18 protein-coding genes are annotated in these 25,489 nt (G+C 70.2%); 10 read left to right on the top strand and 8 right to left on the bottom strand.

Annotated features, from left to right (window positions below; all coding sequences use genetic code 11):
• Nucleotides 1–18 precede the first annotated feature (18 nt).
• Both ACWEOO_RS08620 and ACWEOO_RS08615 read right to left on the bottom strand, forming a co-directional pair.
• Nucleotides 19–696: a potassium channel family protein gene (locus ACWEOO_RS08620; RefSeq protein WP_359929496.1), complete on the bottom strand. Its 678-nt coding sequence runs from the start codon at nt 694–696 to the stop codon at nt 19–21.
• Nucleotides 696–1,358, bottom strand: a complete 663-nt coding sequence (locus ACWEOO_RS08615; RefSeq protein WP_452142454.1) for a potassium channel family protein — start codon at nt 1,356–1,358, stop codon at nt 696–698. Before ACWEOO_RS08615 ends, ACWEOO_RS08620 begins: the two co-directional genes overlap by 1 nt.
• 153 nt (nt 1,359–1,511) lie before the next feature.
• Between ACWEOO_RS08615 and ACWEOO_RS08610 the strand changes: the two genes are divergently transcribed.
• The 7 genes from ACWEOO_RS08610 to ACWEOO_RS08580 all read left to right on the top strand — a co-directional run bounded on the left by ACWEOO_RS08610 (nt 1,512) and on the right by ACWEOO_RS08580 (nt 13,965).
• Nucleotides 1,512–3,542: an APC family permease gene (locus ACWEOO_RS08610; protein WP_452142453.1), complete on the top strand. Its 2,031-nt coding sequence runs from the start codon at nt 1,512–1,514 to the stop codon at nt 3,540–3,542.
• A 49-nt stretch (nt 3,543–3,591) separates the two neighbouring features.
• Nucleotides 3,592–4,791, top strand: a complete 1,200-nt coding sequence (locus tag ACWEOO_RS08605) for a class I SAM-dependent RNA methyltransferase (protein WP_452142452.1) — start codon at nt 3,592–3,594, stop codon at nt 4,789–4,791.
• 37 nt (nt 4,792–4,828) lie between these two features.
• On the top strand, nt 4,829–8,842 hold the full coding sequence (locus ACWEOO_RS08600) for a hypothetical protein (RefSeq protein ID WP_452142451.1): 4,014 nt from the start codon (nt 4,829–4,831) through the stop codon (nt 8,840–8,842).
• A 10-nt stretch (nt 8,843–8,852) separates the two neighbouring features.
• Nucleotides 8,853–9,785 (top strand): LLM class F420-dependent oxidoreductase, encoded by a 933-nt coding sequence (locus ACWEOO_RS08595; RefSeq protein WP_452142450.1) that lies wholly within the window; start codon nt 8,853–8,855, stop codon nt 9,783–9,785.
• A gap of 145 nt (nt 9,786–9,930) precedes the next feature.
• On the top strand, nt 9,931–12,705 hold the full coding sequence (acnA, locus tag ACWEOO_RS08590; RefSeq protein ID WP_452142449.1) for an aconitate hydratase AcnA: 2,775 nt from the start codon (nt 9,931–9,933) through the stop codon (nt 12,703–12,705).
• Between the two features lie 137 nt (nt 12,706–12,842).
• Nucleotides 12,843–13,400 carry a HEAT repeat domain-containing protein gene (locus ACWEOO_RS08585; RefSeq protein WP_452142448.1) on the top strand — a complete coding sequence of 186 codons (558 nt, stop codon included), beginning with the start codon at nt 12,843–12,845 and terminating at the stop codon, nt 13,398–13,400.
• Complete coding sequence (locus ACWEOO_RS08580; protein ID WP_452142447.1) at nt 13,381–13,965, top strand: N-acetyltransferase family protein; 585 nt, start codon at nt 13,381–13,383, stop codon at nt 13,963–13,965. Before ACWEOO_RS08585 ends, ACWEOO_RS08580 begins: the two co-directional genes overlap by 20 nt.
• 38 nt (nt 13,966–14,003) lie before the next feature.
• On the opposite strand, the gene ACWEOO_RS08575 is transcribed toward ACWEOO_RS08580, so the two are convergent.
• Both ACWEOO_RS08575 and ACWEOO_RS08570 read right to left on the bottom strand, forming a co-directional pair.
• Nucleotides 14,004–14,420: an HIT family protein gene (locus ACWEOO_RS08575; protein ID WP_452142446.1), complete on the bottom strand. Its 417-nt coding sequence runs from the start codon at nt 14,418–14,420 to the stop codon at nt 14,004–14,006.
• A 4-nt stretch (nt 14,421–14,424) separates the two neighbouring features.
• Nucleotides 14,425–16,332: a Na+/H+ antiporter gene (locus ACWEOO_RS08570; protein WP_359929477.1), complete on the bottom strand. Its 1,908-nt coding sequence runs from the start codon at nt 16,330–16,332 to the stop codon at nt 14,425–14,427.
• Nucleotides 16,333–16,474: 142 nt separating this feature from the next.
• Between ACWEOO_RS08570 and ACWEOO_RS08565 the strand changes: the two genes are divergently transcribed.
• Nucleotides 16,475–17,980, top strand: coding sequence for an alpha/beta hydrolase family protein (locus tag ACWEOO_RS08565; RefSeq protein ID WP_452142445.1), 1,506 nt, complete (start codon nt 16,475–16,477; stop codon nt 17,978–17,980).
• Between the two features lie 22 nt (nt 17,981–18,002).
• On the opposite strand, the gene ACWEOO_RS08560 is transcribed toward ACWEOO_RS08565, so the two are convergent.
• From ACWEOO_RS08560 to ACWEOO_RS08545, 4 genes are all read right to left on the bottom strand, one after another.
• Nucleotides 18,003–18,497, bottom strand: a complete 495-nt coding sequence (locus tag ACWEOO_RS08560) for a DUF402 domain-containing protein (RefSeq protein WP_452142444.1) — start codon at nt 18,495–18,497, stop codon at nt 18,003–18,005.
• Nucleotides 18,498–18,522: 25 nt separating this feature from the next.
• Nucleotides 18,523–20,946: a DUF4132 domain-containing protein gene (locus ACWEOO_RS08555; protein WP_452142443.1), complete on the bottom strand. Its 2,424-nt coding sequence runs from the start codon at nt 20,944–20,946 to the stop codon at nt 18,523–18,525.
• Nucleotides 20,947–20,948: 2 nt separating this feature from the next.
• Nucleotides 20,949–21,344 carry a hypothetical protein gene (locus ACWEOO_RS08550; RefSeq protein WP_452142442.1) on the bottom strand — a complete coding sequence of 132 codons (396 nt, stop codon included), beginning with the start codon at nt 21,342–21,344 and terminating at the stop codon, nt 20,949–20,951.
• Between the two features lie 195 nt (nt 21,345–21,539).
• Complete coding sequence (locus ACWEOO_RS08545; RefSeq protein ID WP_452142594.1) at nt 21,540–22,043, bottom strand: DUF402 domain-containing protein; 504 nt, start codon at nt 22,041–22,043, stop codon at nt 21,540–21,542.
• Nucleotides 22,044–22,217: 174 nt separating this feature from the next.
• On the opposite strand from ACWEOO_RS08545, the gene dxs reads away from it, so the two are divergent.
• Nucleotides 22,218–24,110 carry a 1-deoxy-D-xylulose-5-phosphate synthase gene (gene dxs / locus ACWEOO_RS08540; protein WP_452142441.1) on the top strand — a complete coding sequence of 631 codons (1,893 nt, stop codon included), beginning with the start codon at nt 22,218–22,220 and terminating at the stop codon, nt 24,108–24,110.
• Between the two features lie 6 nt (nt 24,111–24,116).
• Complete coding sequence (locus ACWEOO_RS08535; protein WP_452142440.1) at nt 24,117–25,451, top strand: hypothetical protein; 1,335 nt, start codon at nt 24,117–24,119, stop codon at nt 25,449–25,451.
• Nucleotides 25,452–25,489: the final 38 nt, after the last annotated feature.

Raw genomic sequence — 25,489 nt, 5'->3', positions numbered from 1 at the left:
GGGGACTACTCGGGGGGGCTACTCCGCCTTGTGGTGGTGGTGCGGGGAGAGCATCGCCTCGAGCTGTTCCTCGGTCTCGTCGGCGGCGACGAAGAGAAGCTCGTCGTTGAGCTCGAGCGTGCCTTCGGGGTCCGGACGCAGCACGCGGCCCTCGCGCAGGATCACGACCAGCGCCGTGTCGAGCGGCCAGTCGACGTCGCCGACCCGCTGACCGATCATCGGGGAGTCCTCGGGCAGGGTGAGCTCGACCAGGTTCGCGTCGCCCTGGCGGAAGGTGAACAGCCGGACCAGGTCGCCGACCGACACGGCCTCCTCGACCAGCGCGGACATGATCCGCGGCGTGGACACCGACACGTCCACGCCCCAGGCCTCGTTGAACATCCACTCGTTGCGCGGGTGGTTGACCCGGGCAACGGTCCGCGGGACGCCGAACTCGGTCTTGGCGAGCAACGAGACAACGAGGTTGACCTTGTCGTCACCCGTGCTGGCGATCGCCACCTGGCAGCGCTGGAGCGCGGCCTCCTCGAGCGACGACAGCTCGCAGGCGTCGGCGAGCAGCCACTCCGCGCGCGGGACGGACTCGGCCTTGATCGCGCGCGGGTCCTTGTCGATCAGCAGCACCTCGTGACCGTTCTCCAGCAGTTCGCCGGCGATCGAACGACCGACGTTGCCGGCGCCGGCGATGGCTACCCGCATCACAGCTCCTCAGGCTTGGTGCCGAGTTGGGACTCGATCGCGGCGGCGTCCCGCTCGAGCATCACCACGTGGACCAGATCACCCTCCTGGATGACCGTGTCGGCCCGGGGCAGGAGTCCCTCGCCGAGCCGGGTCAGGAACGCGACCCGGGCGCCGGTGGCCTTCTCGATGTCGAACGCGGCGCGGCCGATCCATTCCGCGTGCACGTGGACCTCGGCCAGCCGGACCGTCCCGGACGGGTCCCGCCACTCCGGCTCGGAGCCCTCGGGCAGCAGCCGGCGCATCATCTGGTCGACGGTCCAGCGGACCGTGCCGACCGTGGGGATGCCGAGCCGCTGGTAGACCTCGGCGCGGCCCGGGTCGTAGATGCGGGCCACCACGTTGCCGATCCCGAACGTCTCGCGGGCCACCCGGGCGGCGAGGATGTTCGAGTTGTCACCGTTCGAGACCGCCGCGAACGCCTCGGCGTCCTCGATCCCGGCCTCGATCAGGATCTCGCGGTCGAAACCCATGCCGACGATCGTCCGGCCGGTGAAGTTGGGGCTCAGCCGGCGGAACGCGTCGGCCGACTGGTCGATGATCGCGACCGTGTGGCTCCGCTTCTCCAGGCCGCGCGCGAGCGTCGACCCGACGCGGCCGCAGCCCATGATGACGACGTGCACTGCCTGATCACTCCTCGCCCCTTCAGGGGCCTACTGGCTCGTTCGGCAGGGATAGACGCTACACCGGACGGGGCCCTCGGCTGACATCACGGACCGGCCACCCTCTGCCGCCCTCTGACTCTACGGACCGCGACCCCCTCTAACATCACCGGTGTGACTCCCGCTCTAGGCGATATCGGCAAACGGCTGCTGCTCGGTCGCAAACTGCGCAGCACCCAGCTGGGCGAGACCCTGCTGCCGAAGCGCATCGCCCTGCCCGTTTTCGCGAGCGACGCGCTGTCGTCGGTCGCGTACGCGCCCGACGAGATCTTCCTGACCCTGTCGATCGCCGGCCTGGCCGCGCTGACGATCTCCTGGAAGATCTCGCTGGCCGTCGCGGTGGTGCTGGTGGTCGTCGTGCTGTCCTACCGGCAGAACGTGCACGCCTACCCGTCCGGCGGCGGTGACTACGAGGTCGCCAACGTGAACCTCGGGCCGACCGCGGGGCTGACGGTCGCGAGCGCCCTGATGGTGGACTACGTCCTGACCGTCGCGGTGTCGATCTCGTCGGCCGCGCAGTACGCCGCCTCGGCGATCCCGGGACTAGAGGGTCACCAGGCGACCGCGGCCGTGATCGCGGTGCTGTTCCTGACCACGATGAACCTGCGCGGGGTCCGCGAGTCGGGCGCGGCGTTCGCGATCCCGACGTACATCTTCATGTTCACGATCCTCGGGATGGCCGCCTGGGGCTTCGGCCGGCTGCTGTTCGGCACCCTGCCCGACGCCAGCAGTTCGACGCTCGACATCGCCGCCGAGGACCAGTTCGCGCACGGCGCCAGCGGTCTGGCGATGGCGTTCCTGATCCTCCGGGCGTTCTCGTCCGGGTGTGCGGCGCTGACCGGTGTCGAGGCGATCAGCAACGGCGTACCGGCCTTCAAGAAGCCGAAGAGCCGGAACGCGGCGACCACGCTGGCCCTGCTCGGGTCGATCTCGATCGCGATGGTGGTCAGCGTGGTCGCGCTGGCCAACGTGATGAAGGTGCGGTTCGCCGAGGATCCGGCCACCCAGCTGTTGCGCGACGGTGAGCCGGTCGGCGAGGGGTACCACCAGGACCCGGTGATCGGCCAGCTGGCGAAGGGCATCTTCGACCACTTCTCGCCCGGCTTCTACCTGGTCGCCGCCGCCACCGGCGTGATCCTGGTGCTCGCCGCGAACACCGCCTTCAACGGCTTCCCGGTGCTGGGCTCGATCCTCGCCCGCGACGGCTACCTGCCGCGCCAGCTGCACACCCGCGGCGACCGGCTCGCGTTCAGCAACGGCATCATCATCCTGGCGGGTTTCGCGATCGTGCTGATCGTTGCCTTCAACGCCGAGGTCACCCGGCTGATCCAGCTGTACATCGTCGGCGTGTTCGTGTCCTTCACGGTCAGCCAGACCGGCATGGTCCGGCACTGGACCCGGCTGCTGCGCACCGAGGAGGACCCGGCCAAGCGGGCCCGGATGAAGCGGTCCCGGGTGATCAACGCGATCGGCCTGACGCTGACCGGCATCGTGCTGATCATCGTGCTGATCACGAAGTTCCTGCTCGGCGCGTACATCGCGATCATCGCGATGGCGGTGCTGTTCGTGCTGATGAAGGGCATCCACCGGCACTACGACACCGTCCGCAAACAGATGGCCGCCGAGGGTGATGAGCCGTTGATGCTGCCGTCGCGGGTGCACTCGATCGTCCTGGTCTCCAAGCTGCACAAGCCGACCCTGCGGGCCCTGGCCTTCGCCAAGGCGGCCCGCCCGTACCAGCTCGAGGCAGTCACCGTCGACGTCGACCGGGACGAGGCGGACGCGCTGCAGGCCGAGTGGGAGGCCCGCGGCATCCCGATCCCGCTCAAGCGGCTCGCCTCGCCGTACCGGGAGATCACCCGGCCGATCCTGCAGTACGTGCGCGACATCCGGCGGCAGTCGCCGCGGGACGTGGTGATGGTCTACATCCCGGAGTATGTCGTCGGGCACTGGTGGGAGCACATCCTGCACAACCAGAGCGCACTGCGGCTCAAGGGGCGGCTCTTGTTCACACCTGGTGTCATGGTTACGTCCGTTCCTTATCAGTTGCTCTCGTCGCAGGGGGCCGAGGAGCGGCAGGACCGGGTGGAACGGGTGGCCGGCCAGGTACGGCGCGGGGCCCGAAAGACGTCAGGAGATCGGTGACTGTATTGAATGCCTCGCTGCCGCTCGGCGGGTCATGGGGCGGTAACTCATGACGGACGAGGACAGTCTGGTCGGGGCGGTAGTCGAGCTGGAGGTAGGGCCAGTCGCGCACGGGGGACACTGCGTCGCCCGGCACGAGGGTCAGGTGGTCTTCGTCCGGCATGCACTGCCGGGGGAGCTGGTGCACGCCCGGATCACCGAGCAGACGGCGAAGTATTTGCGGGCCGACGCGGTCCAGGTGCTCACGCCGTCCCCGCAGCGGATCGAGCCGCCGTGCCCGTATGCCGGGCCGGGGCGCTGCGGCGGCTGCGACTTCCAGCACGCCAACATCGTCGAGCAGCGGCGGCTGAAGGCCACGGTCGTGTCGGACACCCTCCGCCGGATCGGCGGGATCGAGCGGACCATCGTGATGGAGTCCCCGGGCGACGACGGGCTCGGCTGGCGGACCCGGATGCGGTACGCCGTGGTGGACGGCCGGCCTGGCATGTACGCGCACCGCTCCCACGACCTGGTGCCCATCGACCGGTGCCTGATCGCACATCCGGGGACCCCGGACGTCCTTGGCTCACGGTGGCCGGGCGTGACGTCTGTGCAGGCCGTGGTGTCGTCGGAGGGCAAGACCGCCGTACAGACCGACAAGGACCCGGGGGAGCGGCTCGTTGAGGTTGTACGCGACCGGCGGTTCCTGGTGGAGGCCGGTGGGTTCTGGCAGGTCCACCCGGCCGCGCCGGAGATGCTGCTGGACGCCGTACTGAGCGGGCTGGAGCCTGTCGCCGGAGAGACCGCGCTGGACCTGTACTCGGGTGCCGGGCTGTTCGCGGCCTTCCTGGCCGAGGCGGGATGCCCGGTGCTCGCGATCGAGGGCGACAAGGACGCCGTACGGAACGCCCGGCGGAATCTGCACGACCTGGAGGGCGTGACGCTGGAGAACGGCGACGTCGACCGGGTGCTGAACGCCGCGGCCGGTCAGGGCCTCGAACACGTGGACCTCGTCGTCCTCGACCCGCCGCGCACCGGCGCCGGGAAGGACGTCGTACGGCGGATCGCGGCGCTCGGGCCGCGCCGGGTGGCCTATGTCGCGTGCGATCCCGCGGCGCTGGCCCGGGACCTGAAGACGTTCGGGCGGCTCGGGTACGGGATCGCGTCGCTGCGCGCCTTCGACCTGTTCGGCATGACCCACCACATCGAGTGCGTCGCCATTCTCGAACCTGTGGACAGTGATGTGGTCAGTCCGGGAGGGCTCGGGTAGCGTCTGGGCCTGGATTCCACATGCGCTTGGAGACCTGATGCCGCTCGTTGACCTGGACGACCCGGAGGAGTTGCGCGCCCGCTGGACCGCACTCGCGGCGGTCGCCCATGCCACGGGCTTCGACCGCCGGTGGTATGCGGACGCCGACGGGTACCACCACCAGGACGAGACCGCGTCCGTGCTGCGGATGGTGCGGCTCGAAGACGGGCGGGCGGTGCTGTGGGGCTTCCACACGCAGCACAGCCAGACCGCGGGCGAGGACCTGCTGGCCGGATCCCCGGACTGGATCGGGCAGCCCGAGGTGCGGCAGCGGCAGACCGCCGGCGAGCTCGGCTTCGTGTACGGCGCGTTCAACGGGAGCTGGGCGCGCGCGTCGTACCCGGGCGATCCGTGGCAGCCGGTCGAGGACGGGTTCGCGCCGATCGGGCAATGGATCACCTCGGACGAGGCCACCGCCGACGTGATGGCCGAGTGGGTCGCGGAGTGGTGCGACTACCTCGGCGGCCTCGACGAGCTCCGCCCGTTCGGCGTGGAGCTGGTCCGGGCCGCGGCCGGCCCCGGGATCTCGGCGCCGGCCCTCGCGGCGTACTTCGGCCATTTCGCCATCGACCCGCGGTCCCCGGTGCAGCCCGACCTGCCCGCCGGCGTCGTCGCCGCGGAGGACTTCACGCGCAACGTTGCAGAACCGGCAAGTTTCGCCGCGGACCCTGACACGGCCGAGGTGTCGGTCGTTGAAGATGCCGTGATCGGAGACAACCCGCAGGCCGACGACGAGGAGTCGTACGTCGTCCCGCCTGGCATCAGCCCCTTCACCGGCCAGCCGATCGCCGACCCGCCGCCGGTGTCATCCGGCGAGCCCGACGACACCGGCGGATCTCGGAAGCAGGGCTGGCTGCGGCGCCGGAAGACCGCCGAGGAGCCTGAGTACGACCAGCCCGAGGCTGATCTCGCTGCGCCCGGCACGTACCTCCCCGAGAACGTGTCCGGTCCGGGTCTTCCGACACCGGCCTACAACCCGAACCTCCCGTCCTCCGAGCCACCGCGCGTCGGCGGCGGGATGTACGAGGGCGACGACTTCTACAACAGCCTCTTCGCCGACGCCCCCGCCGCGGCCGCTCCCGCCGACCAGGACTTCGAAACCGCCGAACAACAGTCCTGGTCCGACCAGGACGCAACCAGCGAATACACCCCCTTCCCCGAAGCCGAGCCCCCCTGGACCGGCCCCGGCTGGGTCAACGGCCAATGGGTAGAAGCCCCTACCACAGACCCGACCAACGCCCCACCAGCCCACCCCGACTCGCCGTTCGCACAGGATGCTCGCGAGGCAGCCCGTCCGGACTCGCCCTTCGCGCGGAATGCCCAGGAGGGCGCACACCCCGACTCGCCGTTCGCGCGGGATGCCCGGGAGGGCGCACACCCGGACTCGCCGTTCGCGCGGGATGCCCAGGCGCCTGCCCGTCCCGAGTCGCCGTTCGCGCCGGGCGCGGCAGGTTCGCGCTTCACCGCCGACCAGGCCCCGGACGCGGCGCCTGCCGGTTCGCCGTTCGCCACGAACGCAGACCTCGAGGACGACGACGCACCGACAGCCGAGATCGAAGCAGTCCTCGACCTCCCCTCAGACGAGTCCGCGGCGGTCGACCGCGCCCACGACACCACCCCGCCTCAAGAGGCCGCGGCCCTCAACCCCCAGCCACACGAAGCCGCCACCCACACCCACGCCGGTCCTGCCCACACCCCCGCCGGTCCTGCCCACACCCCCGCCGGTCCTGCCCACACCCCCGCCGGTCCTGCCCACGACCACGCCGGTTCGACCCGCGACCACGCTGGGCCGATCCACGACCAGGCCGGTCCTGCCGGCGACCACGCTGGGCCGGCGGACGGCACCGCTGACGTTCGCGAGGAAGCAACCCGGCCGTACGACGAGGCAGCGGCCGACGAGGAGGAGTTGGCCTCCTTCACCGGCCCGTCTCCCTTCGCCCCGGTCGCACACACCGACCCCGACCCGACGCCAGACCATTCGGACCTCGCCGACGCGGACGACCAGACCGCCGAGATCCCCGCAATCCTCGACGGCACGGACCCAAGCTCACCCGCACCAGCCTCCGAGGTGCAGGCGTCAACCACCGCCGTACCGCAGACAGCCCGGCCCGCAACCGACGTACGGAGGTATGCACCCGACGCACGCGCACGTACGCCGCTGGGCGAGGCATCCGAGCCGACTTCTGACGTACCGGCTGAGCCCGCGCCGACCTCCGACGTACGGGCCTTCGCTCCGACCGGCGAGGTGCCGAGCCGGGAAGCGCGGACCTCCGACGTACCGAGTGAGCTCAGCCCGGCTTCCGACGCACAGCCGCACCCGCCGACGGGCGAGCCTGCGCGGACCTCGGACGTACGAGCGTCTGCGCCGACCGACGACGTACCGGGTGAGGCGGCGGGGGCTTCCGACGTACGGGCGTCGGCCGGTGACGGGCCGGGCGAGGATGCGCAGGCTGGCGGCGTACGGAGGTCTGGGCTTGCCGGTGACGGGGCCTGGGCAGGCGACGTGCGGGCTGATGGTCTGCGGATCGTCGATGTGCCGGGTGACGCGGCGGGGCGTGATGAGCGGTACGAGGAGTTCGACGACGAGGATGAGGTCTTCGGGCGGTCTCGTGCGGCGGAGGTTGAAGGTCAGGTAGAGCCTCACCCTCAACCGCAGCCCTGGCCGCAGCCACAACCCGAACCGTGGCCCCAGCCCGAACCACACCCCGCTCCCTGGCCCCAGCCCACCCCGCCCGCGCCAGAACCAGGCCCGGCACCCGAGCCAACCCCCCGGCCGTACCCAGGCCCGACACCCGAGCCCACCCCGGGCCCCGGCCCACAGCCGTACCCGACCCCGACGCCCGAGCCGATCCCAGGCCCGGAGCCGACGCCCGGGCCGGCTCCCGAGCCGACGCCGATCCCGGACCCGGAGCCTGAACCCGGACCGGAGCCCCTGCCCGAGCCGGAGCCGCAGCCGTTCCCCCAGCCGTACCCGGAGCCCGAGCCGGACCCCATGCCGGAGCCGGAGCCGCAACCCGAGCCAGAACCCCAACCCGAGCTAGAACCCCAACCCGAGCTAGAACCCCAACCCGAGCTAGAACCCCAACCCGAGCTAGAACCCCAACCGGAGCCTGAGCCGTACGTTGCTCGCGGCCTGGCCTCGCAGTCCTGGGCGGGACCGCACGCCGGCCTGGAGCAGACCCCCGGTCCGGAGGCGCAGTCCTGGGATGGACCGCATGCCGACCGGGACCCAGTGGCGCAACCAGGTGCCGACGGGCGGCGCGATCGGCCCGGGGAGTCGCGGTACTGGACCGAGACCGGCGCGGAGCAATCTGCGGATGCTCGGCGTGCGGGTGGTTGGGACGCGGCGGAGTTGGACGACGACACGCCTACGGGGAGCATGCCCGTCGTCGACGACGACGAGCCGACCGGTGTGATTCCTGCGGTCAGTTTCGATGACGCGCCGGACGATGCCATGACGGATCGCCGGGACGCGGTCGCGATGGTGGTGCCCGGGCTTGGGTTGATCGGGGGTGGCGGGCCGCGGGTGGTGCCTGTGGCCGGTTCGATCGAGGAAGCGATGCGGGCCGAGGTGGAGCGGCCGCGGCCGCGGCCGGAGGAGTCGGAGGCGGTGCAGGCGTTGCACGACTGGTGCCGGGCGCGGACGGCGATCGTGCCGTCGGGGTTCACGATCCAGGTGCAGGTGCTCGATCCGGGCGCGCCGTCGTACCGGTTCGACCTGGAGCCGCCGGAGGTCGACGACCCGGAGTTCGCGGCGGACAAGCTCAGCGGTCTGCTCGGCGACCTGTGGCTGACGGAGGCGCGCAGCGAGCTGGGCGGGTGGCTGTTCGCGCGGATCGACGCGGCCGGCCGGACGCTGCGGATCGACCGGTGGTACGACCAGGTGCCCGACTGGTGGGACAACCCGGTGGAGGAGCGGCTCGACGTCGACGGACTGGTCCGCCGGTTGTACGACCGCGGTCCCGAGTGGCAGCCGTCGTACCTGGAGAAGCTGTACACCAGCGCGAGATAGCGTGGGCGCCATGCTTCTCAGGATCTTCACCGAACCTCAGCAGGGCGCCTCGTACGACGACCTTCTCGCGGTCGCCCGCAAGACGGAGGAGAACGGCTTCGACGCGTTCTTCCGCTCCGACCACTACCTCGTCATGGGCGACAACGACGGCCTCCCGGGCCCGACCGACTCGTGGGTCACGCTGGCCGGCCTGGCCCGCGAGACACAGCGGATCAAGCTCGGCACGCTGGTCAGCTCGGCCACGTTCCGCAACCCCGGCGTGCTGGCGATCTCGGTCGCGCAGGTCGACCAGATGAGCGGCGGCCGCGCAGAGCTCGGCCTGGGCGCCGGCTGGTACGAGGCCGAGCACAAGGCGTACGGCCTCGACTTCCCCGACACCCCCGGCCGCTTCGACATCCTGTCCGAGCAGCTGGAGCTGATCACCGGCCTGTGGGACACGCCCGTAGGGGAGACGTACGACTTCCAGGGCGAGCACTACCGGATCAGCGACTCGCCGGCGCTGCCGAAGCCGGTGCAGCAGCCGCACCCGCCGATCATCGTCGGCGGCGCGGGCAAGAAGCGGACGCCGGAGCTGGCCGCGAAGTACGCCGCCGAGTTCAACGCCGGGTTCCGCGGCGTCGACGTCACCGAGACGCTCTTCAAGCGGGTGCAGGCCGCCTGCGTCGCGCAGGGACGTGACCCGAAGACGCTCGCGCTGTCCACCGCGCACACCGTGGTCGTCGGCAAGGACGACGCCGAGGTCAAGCAGCGGGCGGAGGCGATCGGCCGCGACGTCGAGGACCTGAAGGCGAACAGCATCGCGGGCACACCGGCCGAGGTCGTGGACCGGCTGGGGCAGTTCGCGGCGGTCGGATCGCAGCGTCAGTACGTGCAGATCATGGACCTGCAGGACCTCGACCACCTCGACCTGATCGCGGCGGAGGTTCTTCCACAGGTTTCCTGATCGCGGGAAAGTTGGCTCGATGTCGTGTATCTTGATGTCGAGAGAGTTTGCGGCGCGAGGTTAGGTGAACCTGACCTCGCAGCCGGTCAACGCGCTCGGCAGGATGGGGCGCAGCGGACACGGAGCGGACAAGAGGAGCGGGTTGATGGCGAGCGTCGACAGCTTCGGTGCCAAAGGTGCACTCGAGGTCAACGGACAGTCGTACGAGATCTTCAGGTTGGCGGGCATCGAGGGTGCGGACACGCTGCCGTACTCGCTGAAGGTCCTGCTGGAGAACCTGCTGCGCACCGAGGACGGCGCGAACATCACCGCCGAGCACATCAGCAAGCTCGGCAACTGGGACCAGAACGCGGCCCCGGACACCGAGATCCAGTTCACCCCGGCGCGGGTGATCATGCAGGACTTCACCGGCGTCCCGTGCGTGGTCGACCTGGCCACGATGCGCGAGGCGGTCGGCGAGCTCGGCGGTGACCCGACCAAGATCAACCCGCTGGCGCCGGCCGAGCTGGTCATCGACCACTCGGTCATCATCGACGTGTTCGGTACGCCGGACGCGTTCGAGCGCAACGTCGAGTTCGAGTACGGGCGGAACCGCGAGCGGTACCAGTTCCTGCGCTGGGGCCAGACCGCGTTCGACGAGTTCAAGGTCGTTCCGCCGGGCACCGGCATCGTGCACCAGGTGAACATCGAGCACCTGGCCCGCACCGTCATGGTCCGCAACGGCCAGGCGTACCCGGACACCTGCGTCGGCACCGACAGCCACACCACGATGGTGAACGGCCTCGGCGTGCTCGGCTGGGGCGTCGGCGGGATCGAGGCCGAGGCCGCGATGCTCGGCCAGCCGGTGTCGATGCTGATCCCGAAGGTGGTCGGCTTCAAGCTCACCGGGGCGGTCCCGGCCGGTGCGACCGCGACCGACGTCGTGCTGACGATCACCCAGATGCTGCGCAAGCACGGTGTGGTCGGCAAGTTCGTCGAGTTCTACGGCGACGGTGTCGCGGCGGTCCCGCTGGCGAACCGCGCCACGATCGGCAACATGAGCCCGGAGTTCGGCTCCACCTGCGCGATCTTCCCGATCGACGACGTCACGCTGGACTACCTGCGGCTGACCGGCCGCTCCGACGAGGACGTCGCGCTGGTCGAGGCGTATGCGAAGGAGCAGGGCCTCTGGCACAACCCGGCCGTCGAGCCGCGGTTCTCCGAGTACCTCGAGCTCGACCTGTCGACCGTCGTACCGTCGATCGCCGGGCCGAAGCGGCCGCAGGACCGGATCGAGCTGAGCAAGGCCAAGGAGTCGTTCCGCGGCGTGCTGCCGGACTACGCCGCCGAGGAGAAGGACGTCGACCCGTCAGAGACCGGCAGCTTCCCGGCCAGCGACGCGCCGAACGGCCACGGCAACGTCGACGACAGCCCGCACGAGGTCCACGTCTCCAAGGATCGCCCGTCGAAGAAGACGAAGGTGTCGCTGGAGGGTCAGGAGATCGAGCTCGACCACGGCCACGTCGTGATCGCCTCGATCACCTCCTGCACCAACACGTCGAACCCGTCGGTCATGCTCGCGGCCGCGCTGCTGGCGAAGAACGCGGTCGACAAGGGCCTGGCGTCCAAGCCGTGGGTGAAGACGTCGCTCGCGCCCGGCTCGAAGGTCGTCACCGACTACTACGAGAAGGCCGGCGTCACGCCGTACCTGGAGAAGCTCGGCTTCCACCTGGTCGGCTACGGCTGCACCACCTGCATCGGGAACTCGGGCCCGCTGCCCGAGGCGATCTCGGCCGGAGTCCAGGAAGCCGACCTCGCGGTGGTGAGCGTGCTGTCCGGCAACCGGAACTTCGAGGGCCGGATCAACCCGGACGTGAAGATGAACTACCTGGCCAGCCCGCCGCTGGTGATCGCCTATGCGCTGGCCGGCACCATGGACTTCGACTTCGAGACCGATGCCCTGGGCAAGGACAGCGCCGGGAACGACGTGTTCCTGAAGGACATCTGGCCGAGCGCCGACGAGGTCGAGGCCACCATCGCGAGCTCGATCAACAAGGAGATGTTCGCGAAGGACTACGCCGACGTGTTCGCCGGTGACGAGCGCTGGCAGTCGCTGCCGACGCCGGAGGGCAAGACGTTCGCGTGGGACGCCGAGTCGACCTACGTGCGCAAGCCCCCGTACTTCGAGGGCATGGCGAAGGACCCGTCGCCGGTCACCGACATCGCCGGCGCCCGCGTGCTGGCCAAGCTGGGCGACTCGGTCACCACCGACCACATCTCCCCGGCCGGCTCGATCAAGGCCGACAGCCCGGCCGGCAAGTACCTGGCCGAGCACGGTGTGGACCGCAAGGACTTCAACTCGTACGGTTCCCGCCGGGGCAACCACGAGGTGATGATCCGCGGCACGTTCGCGAACATCCGGCTACGCAACCAGATCGCACCGGGCACCGAGGGCGGCTTCACCCGCGACTTCACCAAGGACGACGCGCCGGTCACCACGATCTACGACGCCGCGCAGGCGTACGCGGAGCAGAACACCCCGCTGGTGATCCTGGCCGGCAAGGAGTACGGCTCGGGCTCGTCGCGGGACTGGGCCGCGAAGGGTACGGCGCTGCTCGGCGCGAAGGCCGTCATCACCGAGTCCTTCGAGCGCATCCACCGCTCGAACCTGATCGGCATGGGCGTCCTCCCGCTGCAGTACCCGGAGGGCGAGACCGCCGAGTCGCTCGGTCTGACCGGTGAGGAGACCTTCGACATCACCGGCGTCACCGCGCTGAACGACGGCGCCATCCCGCGCACGGTGCACGTCAAGGCGACGTCGCCCGACGGTGCGGTCAAGGAGTTCGACGCGGTCGTCCGCATCGACACCCCTGGCGAGGCCGACTACTACCGCAACGGCGGCATCCTGCAGTACGTGCTGCGCTCGCTGATCGCGGGCTGAGCACTCCCGGCGGTCGCCGAGTCGTGGCGAATGGTTCGTGCGGCGCAGCGCGAGTCGTGGATTGTGGCTGATCTTCAGAGCCGATATCCACGACTCGGCGGCCGGGAACTGTCGGAGCCGTGGGGTTGACTGGGGGGATGAGCGAGAGGGAGTCGCCACGGGACGTCGTGCGGGCCGCGTGTGCGGCGTACGGCGAGGACGCCGTGATCGACTGGTGCGTCGCGTTTCTCGACGGGGAGATCTCGGGGGAGGCGGCGTACGGGGCTGAGCTGCCCAAGCTGGTGGCGATCACCGGGGCGGACAACCCGGGCGGGTGGAAGTCGCCTGTTGATCCGGTGAACTACTACTGGATCCGGGTCTGGGCTGCCCGCGTGTTCTTGTACGTCTGGCGGGATGACGTCGTCGACGTGCTCCGCCGAGCGGCGGATGATCCAGCGTGGCGGGTGCGGGAGCATGTCGCCAAGATCACCGCGCAGCGTGAGCTCGGTGAGCTGGTCGACGCGCTGCTGCCGGATCTGGGCCACGAGCTGCCGCGCGTGCGGGCGGCCGTGGTTCGCGCGGTCGGTGCGGCGGGGGAGTTCGAGCACGCGGAGGCGATCCGGCCGTTGGCCGATGACCCCGATCCGGCTGTGCGCGTCGCCGTCGAGCGCGCGCTGACGAAGCTGGAGGAGCGCCTTGACCGACCAGTCCACTGAGGGAGCTGGGGGAGCCCCGACGGATCAGTCCGCGGACGGAGCGACCCGCCAGTCCACGGACCGCGCGGCGGGAGCTTTCTCCGCGCGACGCGCGACGGCGGCCGACGGCGTGACTGTCGGCGAGATTCATGCCGCGTCGTGGGGCGCCGCCTACGCGCCGCTCTTCTCCGAGGATGTCGCGCGGGAAGGGATCGAGAGCCGGCTGACCAGGTGGCACGAGCGACTGAGCGCGGGGGACGGGCTCGTCATGCTTGGGTTCGTCGGCGAGCGGCCGCTGGCGATGTCGTGGGCGGGCGCGTCGGGGAGCCGGCCCGGGTTCGCGGAGATTCACAGCTTCTACACGCATCCCGACGGCTGGGGGAGCGGCGTGTCGGCCGCGCTGATGGAAGCCACCCTGCGAGAGCTCGGTGGCCACGTCCATCTCTGGACCCTCCGCGACACCCCGCAGTCCCGCCGGTTCTACCGCAAGTGCGGCTTCACCGAGACCGGCGCCACCCGGACCCGCGACTTCGGCGATGGCAACCCGCTGCCCCAGGTGGAGTACGAGAAACGCATCCCCGGCTGATGCTCACGTCATCGAGTTGACCAAGGAAGCCGAGCCGCTCAGTCGCCGAGGGCGGCGCGGAGCTTTCCGGCGTACTCCTCGGCTTCGGCGGTGTCGGCGTACTTCGTGCGGGGCCAGAAGAAGCCGCGCAGACCATCGCCCTTGGTGCGTGGTACGACGTGGACGTGCAGGTGCGGCACGGACTGGGACACGACGTTGTTCACGGCAACGAACGAGCCCTGCGCGTCGAACGCGGTCCGGACGGCGCTCGCGACCGATCGGGCCGCGCCGAACAGCGGGATCATCACCTCGTCGGTCATCTCCACCATCGTCGGCACGTGCGCCCGCGGCACGATCAGCGTGTGCCCCTTGAACACCGGCCGGATGTCGAGGAAGCCGACGACGTCCTGCGTGTCGAGCACGATCTGCGCAGGTGTCGTACCGGCGATGATGGAGCAGAAAAGACAGTCCGCCATCTGGTCAACCTAGCTTCTCGTCGACGAAGCACCAGCGCCAGGTCTCGCCCGGCTCGAAGCTACGCATCACCGGGTGCGCGGTCTCCTCGTGGTGCTTGCTGGCGTGCTTCATCACCGACGAGTCGCAGCACCCGACGTGACCGCAGCCCAGGCACAGCCGCAGGTGAACCCAGGAGCCGCCCTCGGCCAGGCACTCCTCGCAGCCGTCCGGGGTGTTCGGAGTGACCACGACCGGCGCCTGCTCCAGGTGCTCACACGCCCCGCCCGGCGTCGTCTTCGGCTTCAGGTCCTCGGACCGCCCGCCGACGTCGTCGTCCTCGTCGCGATCCAGGATCGACTCCTCGATGTCGAGCACGTTCTGCGCCCGCTGCAGCACCTCGTCCGCGACCAGTCCGGCGTCGCGGACCTTCAGGATGTGCGCGCGTTCGGCCTGCAGCATCTCGATCCGCAGCCGCCGGTACGCCTCGCTGGGCGTCTCGTACTCGGTCTCCGGCCGCCCGAGCCGCTCCCACGCGGCCTGTGCGCGCGCCTCGCCCCGCTGCCGCAGGACGTCGAGGACCGAGGGCGGGTCGGTCGGCGTCGAGATCTCGTCGAGCTTCTCGATCGCGGCCCGATGAGCGCCCTGCAGTACGGCGGCCTCCTGCAACGCGTCCTCCGCCGGGTCCGGGCCGGGCAGGCGCAGGCGGCGTACCAGCCAGGGCAGCGTCGAACCCTGCACGAGCAGGGTGCCCGCGGTGACGGCCAGGGCGATGAACACGAGCACTTCCCGGTGCGGCGTGCTCTCGGGCAGCGTGAAGACCGCGGCCAGCGTGACCACGCCGCGCATCCCCGCCCACGACACCACGATCAGCGCGTTGCGCGACACCGGTCCGGGCCGGGACGGTCCGAGGAAGCGCCGCGATAGCAGCGTCGTCGGGATGATCCAGATCGGCCGCAGCAGCACCACGGCGACGAAGACCGCGATCGTCGTGGTCGCGATCAGCCACGTCGGGAGCGGGCTCGCGGTCAGGTCGTCGAGGATCCACCGGGTCTGCAGCCCGATCAGCAGGAAGACCGTGTTCTCCAGCAGGAACTGGAAGGTCCGCCAGTTGGTCCGCTCCGACATCCGGGACTTGGCCGACTGGATGATCGGCGCCTTGTGGCCGAGCAGCAGGCCGGTGACCACGACCGCGAGGACGCCGGACGCGTGCACGTAGTGGTTCTCCGCCGCGATGTAGGCGATGAACGGCGCGGTCAGGCTGAGCGTGGTGTCCAGCACCGGATCGGTGAACCGGCGCCGGACCTTGGCCAGCACGAACGCCACCGCGATGCCGATCAGCACACCGCCGCCGGCCGCGCGCAGGAAGTCCAGGCTGACGTCCCACACGGTCGGCGCCACCAGCGCGGCCGCGATCGCCGTGCGCAGGCACACCAGCGCGGTGGCGTCGTTCATCAGGCTCTCGCCCTCGAGGATCGTGACGACGCGCCGGGGCAGGCCGACCCGTTTCGCGATCGCGGTCGCGGCGACCGCGTCGGGCGGCGCGACGACGGCGCCGATCGCGAACGCGGCCCAGAACGGCAGCGGCTCCTGACCGATCGACTCCGCGACCCGGCCGAGCAGCCACCAGGCGACCACGCCGACACCGAGCGCGGTGAACGCGACCAGGCCGACGGACAGCAGCCCGATCGAGCGCCGGTGCTTGGTGAAGTCGACCAGGCTGGTCTTGATCGCGGCCGAGTAGAGCAACGGCGGCAGGAATCCCACCAGGACGACCTCGGGGGCGAGTTCGACGCGGGGGATGAACGGCAGGTACGACGCGGCGATCCCGACGACCACCAGCAGCAGAGGGGCCGAGATGCCTAACCGCCGCGCCAACGCGGCGCCGGCCGCGACGACGGCGACGAGGGCCACGACCTCGATCGCGATATGCACGCGCACAGTGTCGCAGCGCGCGGCCGATTCCACCCAGTTTCTGCCCAACGGTTCGCCCACGGCTGAGGCCGGGGACTGGTCAGGCCCCAGCTGGTCCTCTAGCGTGTGCGAAGCGAGATCCGTCGATCACCTGGAGTGACTGATGCGTCGTCTGCTGTGGCTGGTCGGAGTGGTCGCGCTGCTGTGTTCCTCGGTCGTTCCCGCCGCGGCGGCCGACACGGTCAGCAACGGATGTGTGCAGTCGGTCCCGGAGCCGGGTACGACGACGCCCGTGCGGATCTGTTACACGCTGTTCAAGCCGGCCACCGCCTCGACGCAGCACACCGTGCCGCTGATCTTCCACAGCCACGGTTGGGGCGGGAGCCGCACCACGGACCAGGCCGCGTTCAAGGCGTGGCTCGACGCGGGCTTCGGCGTACTGAGCTTCGACCAACGCAGCTTCGGACAGAGCACCGGCGTCGCGCACGTGATGAACCCGGACTACGAGGGGCGCGACGTGGTGAAGCTCGTCGACCTCGTCGCGGGCCTGGACTGGGTGACGAAGCAAGGTCCCGGTGACCCGCTGATCGGTGCCATCGGCGGGTCGTACGGCGGCGGCTACCAGTTCGCCGGCGCCTTCACCGAGCTTCGCGACCGCGGCCGGACCCGCTTCGACGCGCTCGCACCGGAGATCACCTGGTGGGACCTCAAGCAGAGCCTCGCGCCGCAGGAGGCCGCCCGGAGCATGTGGCTGTCGATCCTGTTCGCGGGCGGCGGGACGCATCTGCCGCCGGCGGTGTCGAAGGCGTTCGTGGCGTTGATCGCGACCGGCGCGTGGCCGGCGGGCCAGGCCGGACGCCACCTCGACGCGTTCTTCGCGCACAACGGACCGGCCTGGCACGTGCGGCAGGGTCGCAAGCTCGACATCCCGGTGCTGCTTGGCCAGGGCATCTCCGACAACCTGTTCAACCTCAACCAGGGCCTCGCGAACTTCGACCACGCGCTGACCGCTCGCGCCCGGGCCCGGTCGATCTTCGTCGGGTACAACGGCGGCCACACGCTGCCCAGCGTCGTACCGCCCGGCTACGCGACGGCCGGCGACCCGTGCTCGGTCACGCTCGGATCGCCATCCTTCTCGAGCCTCTCGATCCGCTTCATGCGGCTGCGGCTCCTGCACCAGTCGACCGGGTTGAGCGGCTTCGGCACGTACCACTTGGCGACCGCCGACGGCCGTTGCCTCACGCAACGGAACTTGACGCTCAACAAGCGGTACGAGCTCGGCAAGATCGCCGCGCCGACCGGCGCCGGACTCCCCGTCAACCTGCCGATCGCGAAGGGCCCGGTCACGATCGCCGGCACGCCCACGCTGACCGCGGACGTCTACACGGTGATCCCGCGGTCGGTGGCGTACTTCGCCCTCAGCGTCGGCACGAGCCCGCTCACCGCGAAGGTCGTCCAGAACAACACGATGCCGCTCCGCGAGAAGGCCACCGCGCGCGGCGTACGACGCACGATCGAACTCCCGGCCGTCGCCGTCGACGTACCGCCCGGCCAGAACCTCTACCTGACCGTCGCCCCGATCGCCGACATGTACGCCGGCCAGCGCGGCCCGCTCCCCGGCGTGATGATGCTCAAGAACGGCACCCTCAGCGTCCACGTGGCCCGGTAGCACAGCAGCACGTGAACGGGAACTACCTGATCTTGTCGAGGTAGGTCTTGTAGACGGTGAGGAACGGCTCCTCGGTGGCGACCGCTTGCACCAGCCGGTCACAGGTCTCGCGGGCGGTCGCGATGACGTCCGGCGGGTACGCGTACTTCACCTGGTGCTCGGCGAACTCGTCCTCGTCGTCGATGAACACGGTCCCGTCGCGGCGCTTGATCACGTCCAGGTCGAGGTCGATCATCGTCACCACGTCGTCGGAGAACTCGACCGGCGTGGTGATGTCGGCGTAGATCTCGGTGTACCGCGGCTCGTCGTTGAAGATCGCGGTGAACCACTGGTCCCGCGGGAACAGCTGCACGTGCGCCTGCTCCTGGGTCACCACCGGCTCGTCGCCGCGCTGCGACACCGACCCCGCCGGCGCGCCGAGCCAGACGCCGTACTCGTCCTCGCCCAGATAGCGCATCCACTGATGCCAGTGCAGCTTCTCGTCGTACTTGCGATAGACCACCCGAACATCACGCATGCCGCCCAACCTATCGGCCGCCGGGTCAGCGGCGGTTGATCTGGGCGGTGATCGTCGGGTCCGTGATCGCGGTGTCGTTCGCGAGCAGGAACGCCTTGCTGAGCACCAGGCTGAGGACGGGGTCGTCGTCGAACGGCAGGAACAGCTTCTGCGCCTGGCCGTCGCGGGCGGCCACGATGCACAGGTACTGGTCGTTCGGCGCCATCAGGATGTTGGCGCTGCCCAGATGGATCCGGTACGTGCGGAGGTCGCCGCGCACGATCAGGTAGCGGTCCTCGAACCAGCACCGGTCGGCGATCGCGAGGCGCGGGACGAGCTGCTCGAGCACCTCGCGCCGGATCACGCCGGCCGCGGACAGTTCGCCGAAGCCGTACTTGTGCCAGTACGTGTCGAAGCGGCGCTCGGTACCGCGGTCGAGCCACTCCGGATCGGCGCCGATCGACGTGACCCCGACGAACAGGTCGACGTCGCGCAGCGCCTCGGTGAGGACGAGCGGCGGAACCTGGGCCAGCTCGACCGACTCGTCACCGCGGACGTCGACGAACCGCACCTGGTCGCTGGTGCAGTACGGGTAGAGGTCGGTCGCGTCCGGCTGCAGGTCGTGGATCGGGTCGAAGTAGAACTCGGCGCGGATTCCCGCCGCGTCGAACGTACGCCGGGCCACGCCGTTGTCGATGCCGTCGTCCCACCACGCGACCGCGACCGGGGACCATCCACGCCCCTTCATCAGCGCGCGAGCCTGGACCTGTCCGAAGACATGCCCGGCGAAGCGGTTCGAGTACACGCGTGTCTGTTCCTCGGCCGGCGTGAGCACGTACAGCTCGCGGAACGCCTGCTTGAACGGCTGGACGACCTGCTGGTCGAGCAGCCGCCGTCGCCACGCCCGTACGTCGTCCGCGGAGGCGTGAATCGGGTGCCAGAGCCGTACCTCTGCCTGCCGGGGGATCTCGACCTGCTGACCCGAGCTCGTGACCGCGGTCGCGCCGCCGAGCGGAACGCCGACGATGCTCTCTCCCTGCGGCGTGCTGAAGACCCAGATCAGCGTGCGTGTCAGCCGACCCGTGACCGGGTGGTCCAGGTACCAGCTACGCCAGTCGTCGAGCGGCCAGGAGCGGTCGGCCGCCATCAGGCCGTCCAGCCGCACACGCTCGCCGGCGATCGTCTTCCGGATCGCCTTGAGCTGGTCGCGGATCACTGCGAGCTTGTCGCCGCTGGCCAGCTTCACGTCCGGGGGGACGGACTTGCGGGGCTTGTCGTTCTCGTCGACGTACCCGAGCGAGGCCGTACTTCCGTCCACGACGACCTCGGCGAAGCCTCGCGACAACTCCGTGCGGCGCTTGCCGTCGCTGTCGAGGTCATGGGTCTCGACAGCGCGTTCCAGAAGCTGGTCGCGGGTCATTCCCTGCGCCGAGGCGAGCGCGTCGACGGCCTTCCGGATCTGCTTCAGCAGGGTCCCGTGCCGCACGGAGCGCTCGAGTGCGAGCAACTCGGTGATGGACGCCGGCGCGCCGATGTCGGCCATCGCCTGCGCCGAGGCGTTGGCGATCCGAAGGCTTCGGGGGTTTCCGAACTGACCCCCGATAACGGTCACGGTCTTGAGCGCAAGCCGCCGCAGCCGCGACAGGAGCGCCGGATCCCGCAGCAGCCCCGCGAGCGCGACGACTCCGCACAGGAAGGCCTCGTTGGCGGCGGTGGCGTAGTGCGGCACGGTGTAGGTGCTGGCGTTGTGGGTGTACGCCGTCTCGCTGTCGCTCGCGTCGAGAGGCGCATCGAGGAGTGCACCGACCAGCTCCGCGGGACCGGTCAGCCGGCCGGCGACGTGCTCTGCCTCGGTGAGCCACTTCTTCGACGGTCGGCCGCTGCCGGGAAACGCCGCGAGAACGTCGACCGCCGCTGCCGCCACGTCGGCCGGTTCGCCGGCGGCCTCGAACGCGCTGCGCAGGCGCGGCCCGACGTCGTCGCCTCCGTCGATCAGGTCGACGCGGAGCTTGTCCTCGGGCCCCACCAGCTTCCTCAGCCGGGTCGCGGTCGCCGCGTCCTGAGCCTGATCAGCCGCCCGGACGATCAGCGGCTTCAACCGCTCCTGCTCCACGCCGGGCAACGCGGCGTACGCGTGCTCGATCTGGCGGCTGACCGCGCGGAGCGCCTCGCTGCTCCACCAGAACTCGGGCTGCTCGAGCTCGCCGAGCCGCGGCGTCAGCAGCCGCTCGATGTGCGCTTCAGACAGCTGGACGCGCTTGCGCGCGATCACCGACAGCAGTTGCACGCAGTGGTAGCTGTCCACCCGATCGGAGGCGGTCAGGATGCACTCGCGCCGCAGCGCTTCCGGCGCCTGCTGGATCGCCTGGATCTGGGGCATCGCCCGGGCGTCCCCGTCGGCCGTCCAGGACCTGCCACGCAACGCCTCCAGCGCCGCGCCGACCAGGGTCGCGGCCTCGTCGCCTGCCATGCTCAGCCGCCGACCAGCTGGACCAGGCGGACGAAGCGGATGTCCGTGTCCGCGGTCAGCTCGAGTTCCTCGTCGAGCTCGGTCACCTGCCGGTCGTCCACGAGCACGAAGAACCCGTTCCGCCCGAATGCCTCGATCGCCCGATCGGCCTGCCGCTCCCAGTCGAGCTGCCGCTGCCGAGGCACCCGGAACCCGTCCTCGGCCGGCGACCCGCCCTCGGGCATCACCAGTCCCCGGAAGATCGGCTGCGGCGCGGCGTTGAAGCGCGCCACCTCGTCCCGGACCCGCGTCCGCACGAGATCGCGCAGCGTCGACCTGCTCGAGACCCCCTCCAGCAGGGTCGTCGCCCCGACCCGCCCTGCCCCCGACACGTCAATGATCGTCACCGTGATCCCCACCGCGGCAGCATATTCATCCGCGAGCCCGCCGCCGCGCTCAGCAGCACTGCAACTTCCTGCAATTTTGCTGTCAGCGGTGGACCCGTCGCCGACAGCGACCGAGCATGGTGGGATGTCGGCCCTAGGTCGTCATCGTGATCGGCCCTCGAGGGCTCAGGGGGGCTCCTAGCCCTGGGGGCCGGTCACCTCAACCGCTCAGTCTTCGGACAGGGCGCGGACCTGCTCCAGGTACGGCTTGTAGGCGGTCAGGAAGGGCTCTGTGGTGGTGATGGTGGCGGCCAGGTGGTTGCAGGTGGCCTGGGCGGTGGCGATCACCTGGGGCGGGTAGTTGTAGCGGATCTGGTGGTCGCGGAACTCGTCCTCGTCCATCACGCGGACGGTGCCGTCGCGGAGCAGGCGGATGTCGAGGTCCAGGTCGACGGCGGTGACCGAGTCGACGCCGAACTCGGGAGGCATGGTGATGTCGCAGTAGATCGCGGTCTGGTGCGGCGTGTCGTTGAACAGGGCGCTCCACCACTGACCGTGCGGGAACAGGCGGACACGGTGATGGTCGATCGTCTGCCAGCTGCCGTCGGCGCGCCGGCCCTGCGTCCCGGGGACCGAGCCGACCCACAGGCCGTACTCGTCCTCGCCGAGCCGGATCGCCTCGACCAGACGATGCGGCTGCCCGTCGTACTTCCGGAACAACGTCGTCACCATCTCCACGCGATCACCCTAGGTGAGACGAGCCACACGTTCGAACCTGGCGTACCCGGGCGGCGTCCTGGAAGGTGAGATTGCCCGGGACGGCCGGGGAGGCCGTTGCCGAGTTCGGATTCCGGGCGTGGGATGCATAGACTCAAGTATTCGAGGACGACCCGCGGGAGGAGCTCGATGCGCGTGCTGGAGACGCTGGGAGGGCCGGCCGACCTGAGGAAGCTGACCGATCAGCAGTTGACTGATCTGGCGGCGGAGATCAGGGACGTGCTGGTCGAGACCGTGTCCCGGACCGGCGGTCACCTCGGCCCGAACCTCGGCATGGTCGAGATCACGCTCGCGATGCACCGCGTGTTCGACTCGCCACGCGACCGCCTGGTCTACGACACCGGCCACCAGACGTATGTGCACAAGCTGCTCACCGGCCGCGCCGGCGAGTTCGGCACGCTCCGTCAGCAGGGCGGCCTGTCCGGGTACCCGAGCCACGCCGAGTCCGAGCACGACGTCGTCGAGAACAGCCACGCCTCGACCGCGCTGTCGTACGCCGACGGGCTCGCCAAGGCGTACCGCCTGCGCAAGGAGGACCGGCACGTCGTCGCGCTGATCGGCGACGGCGGCCTGACCGGCGGGATGGCCTGGGAGGCGCTGAACAACATCGCCGCCGCCAAGGACCTGAAGCTCGTCGTCATCGTCAACGACAACGGCCGCTCGTACAGCCCGACCGTCGGCGGCCTGGCGACGCACCTGACCAGCCTGCGCACCAACCCGCGGTACGAGAAGATCCTCGACCTGATCAAGAAGAACCTCGGCCGCACGCCGTACGTCGGCCCGCCGATGTACGAGGTGCTGCACGGCATCAAGAAGGGGCTGAAGGACATGCTGGCCCCGCAGGGCATGTTCGAGGACCTCGGCCTCAAGTACGTCGGCCCCGTCGACGGCCACGACCGGCAAGCCCTCGAGGACGCGCTGCGCAACGCCAAGTCCTTCGGCGGCCCGGTGATCGTGCACGCGGTCACCAAGAAGGGCTACGGATACGCCGCCGCCGAGCAGGACGAGGAGGACAACTTCCACCAGATCCGCCCGGCGAACAAGCCGCGCGGCTGGACGGACGTGTTCTCCGACGAGCTGGTGAAGATCGGCCACCGCCGCCCGGACGTGGTCGCGATCACCGCCGCGATGCTGCACCCGACCGGCCTGGCCGCGTTCGCCGACGAGTTCCCGGACCGCACCTTCGACGTCGGCATCGCCGAGCAGCATGCGGTGACCAGCGCGGCCGGTCTGGCGATGGGCGGCATGCACCCGGTCGTCGGCCTGTACGCCACGTTCCTCAACCGGGCGTTCGACCAGCTCCTGCTCGACGTCGCGCTGCACAAGTGCGGTGTCACGTTCGTGCTCGACCGGGCCGGTGTCACCGGTGACGACGGGGCGAGCCACAACGGCATGTGGGACATGTCGATCCTGCAGGTCGTGCCCGGCCTCCGGCTCGCCGCGCCGCGGGACGGCAAGCGCGTCCAGGAGCTCCTCAACGAGGCCGTCGACGTCGACGACGCCCCGACCGTCCTGCGGTACGCGAAGGGCGAGGTGTTCCCGGACATCGAGGCGATCGACCGGATCGGGCAGCTCGACGTCCTGCGGCGCACCGGCAAGGACGTGCTGCTCGTCGGGATCGGCGCCATGGCCGCGACCGCGATGGAGGTGGCGCAGCGGCTCGAGGCGCACGGGTTCGGCGTCACCGTGGTCGACCCGCGCTGGGTGAAGCCGGTGCCGCCCGAGCTGATCGAGCTGGCCGGGGAGTTCGAGCTGGTCGCCACGATCGAGGACAACGGCCGCGCCGGCGGCTGCGGCACGATGATCGCCCAGGCCTTGCGTGACGGGGGAGTGAAGACCCCGCTGCGCGATTTCGGCATCCCGCAGCAGTTCCTCGACCACGCCAAGCGGGCCGCTGTCCTGCAGGAGATCGGGCTCACCGGCCAGGAGGTGGCGCGGGAGATCACCGAGCAGCTCACGCGCCAGCACGGCCACGCGCTCAACGAGCCGGATCCGGCCCGCGGCCGTCCGGGTAACGCCTAACGGCCCATGGCCGAGCCAGGGCGGCACAGCAGACACGCTGCCGCGCGCCGGCGATCGCGGGTCTGGCCGCTGCTGCTGTCGTTCGTCCTGGTGGCGATTGCGGTGGCCGGCGGCCTCGCCCTGCATCGGTCGAGCCAGGCCGGCGATCGCGTCGCCCACCCGGCCACGAGCACGCCGACGGTCGACCAGGCCGCGCGGGCGGCGGCCGTCGACGCGGTCCTGAAGCGCCGTGCGCAGGCTGTGCTGACCGGCAACGAGCAGGCGTTCGTCGCCGATGTCGACGCCGGCGACAAGCGGCTGGTCGCGAGCCAGCGCACGCTGTTCACGAACCTTCGCCAGTTCGGCTTCGCGAAGCTCGCCTATCAGCAGCTGGCCCAGCAGTACGACGACACGATCGCCCAGAAGTACGGCCCGTCGACGTACCTGGTCGCCGTCGCGATGACCTACCAGATCCGCGCCATCGACCTGGTCCCGGTGCGCGCGATGCTCGGCTACACGTTCACCCAGCGCTCGAACGGCACCTGGGTGCTCGTCTCCGACTCCGATCTGGACAAGCGTTTGCCGCGCGGTTCGCATCAGGAGGCCTGGGACTTCGGCCCGGTCCTGGTCAAGCGTGAGCCGCGCGTCCTCGTCGTCGTGGAGCAGGGCCAGGAGGCCCTCGCGGACAAGCTCGCCGCGATGTCGGGCAGCGCGGTGCAGGCGGTCTCGAAGAACTGGCCCGGCGGCTGGAACGGCTCCGGCGTGGTGATCGCGCTCGACGACAAGATCGTCCGGGGCGCCGACTACACGCAGCCGAAGAACGCCGAGGACGCGCTCGCGATGGCGACCTGGGTGTACCGCACGCTACCCGGTGAGGTCACCGGCGAGGGCCAGCGGACCGACTCGTACGTCGTGGTGAACCCGCACAACCGCGCCAAGGTCGACGCCCGCACGCTGGCCCACGAGTTCACCCACGTCGCCGCCGCGCCGTACGGCCCGTACGCCCCGCGCTGGATGGTCGAAGGCGCCGCGACGTACGTCGAGTTCCTGCCGATGGACGGGCAGAAACCCCTGGCGATCCCGCAGTACCGGCTGGACGTACGGGCGAAGTACCTCGCGAAGGCGACGAGCCTGCCCACCGACGACACGTTCTTCGCGCGCGCCGACAGCTCGTACCCGCTGTCCTGGCTGGCGCTCGACTACCTGTTCACGCGGTTCGGCGGGGTCGAGGTCGGCACGCTGTACCGCGAGCTGGCCGCGCTCGGGTCGAGCCAGAAGGAGCGCGACCGGATCATGCTCGAGCACGTCGGGATGACGGAAGCGGGACTTTTCCGCGCCTTGAAGGCTGCTGCGGCAGCGTAACCGCCCGGCGTCGAGTAGGGTGGCCCGGCTGCGACCAC

The sequence above is a fragment of the Kribbella sp. NPDC004138 genome (assembly GCF_053603655.1).
Note: the sequence above shows the minus strand (reverse complement) of the source record. Positions and strands in the feature narration are given on the sequence as shown.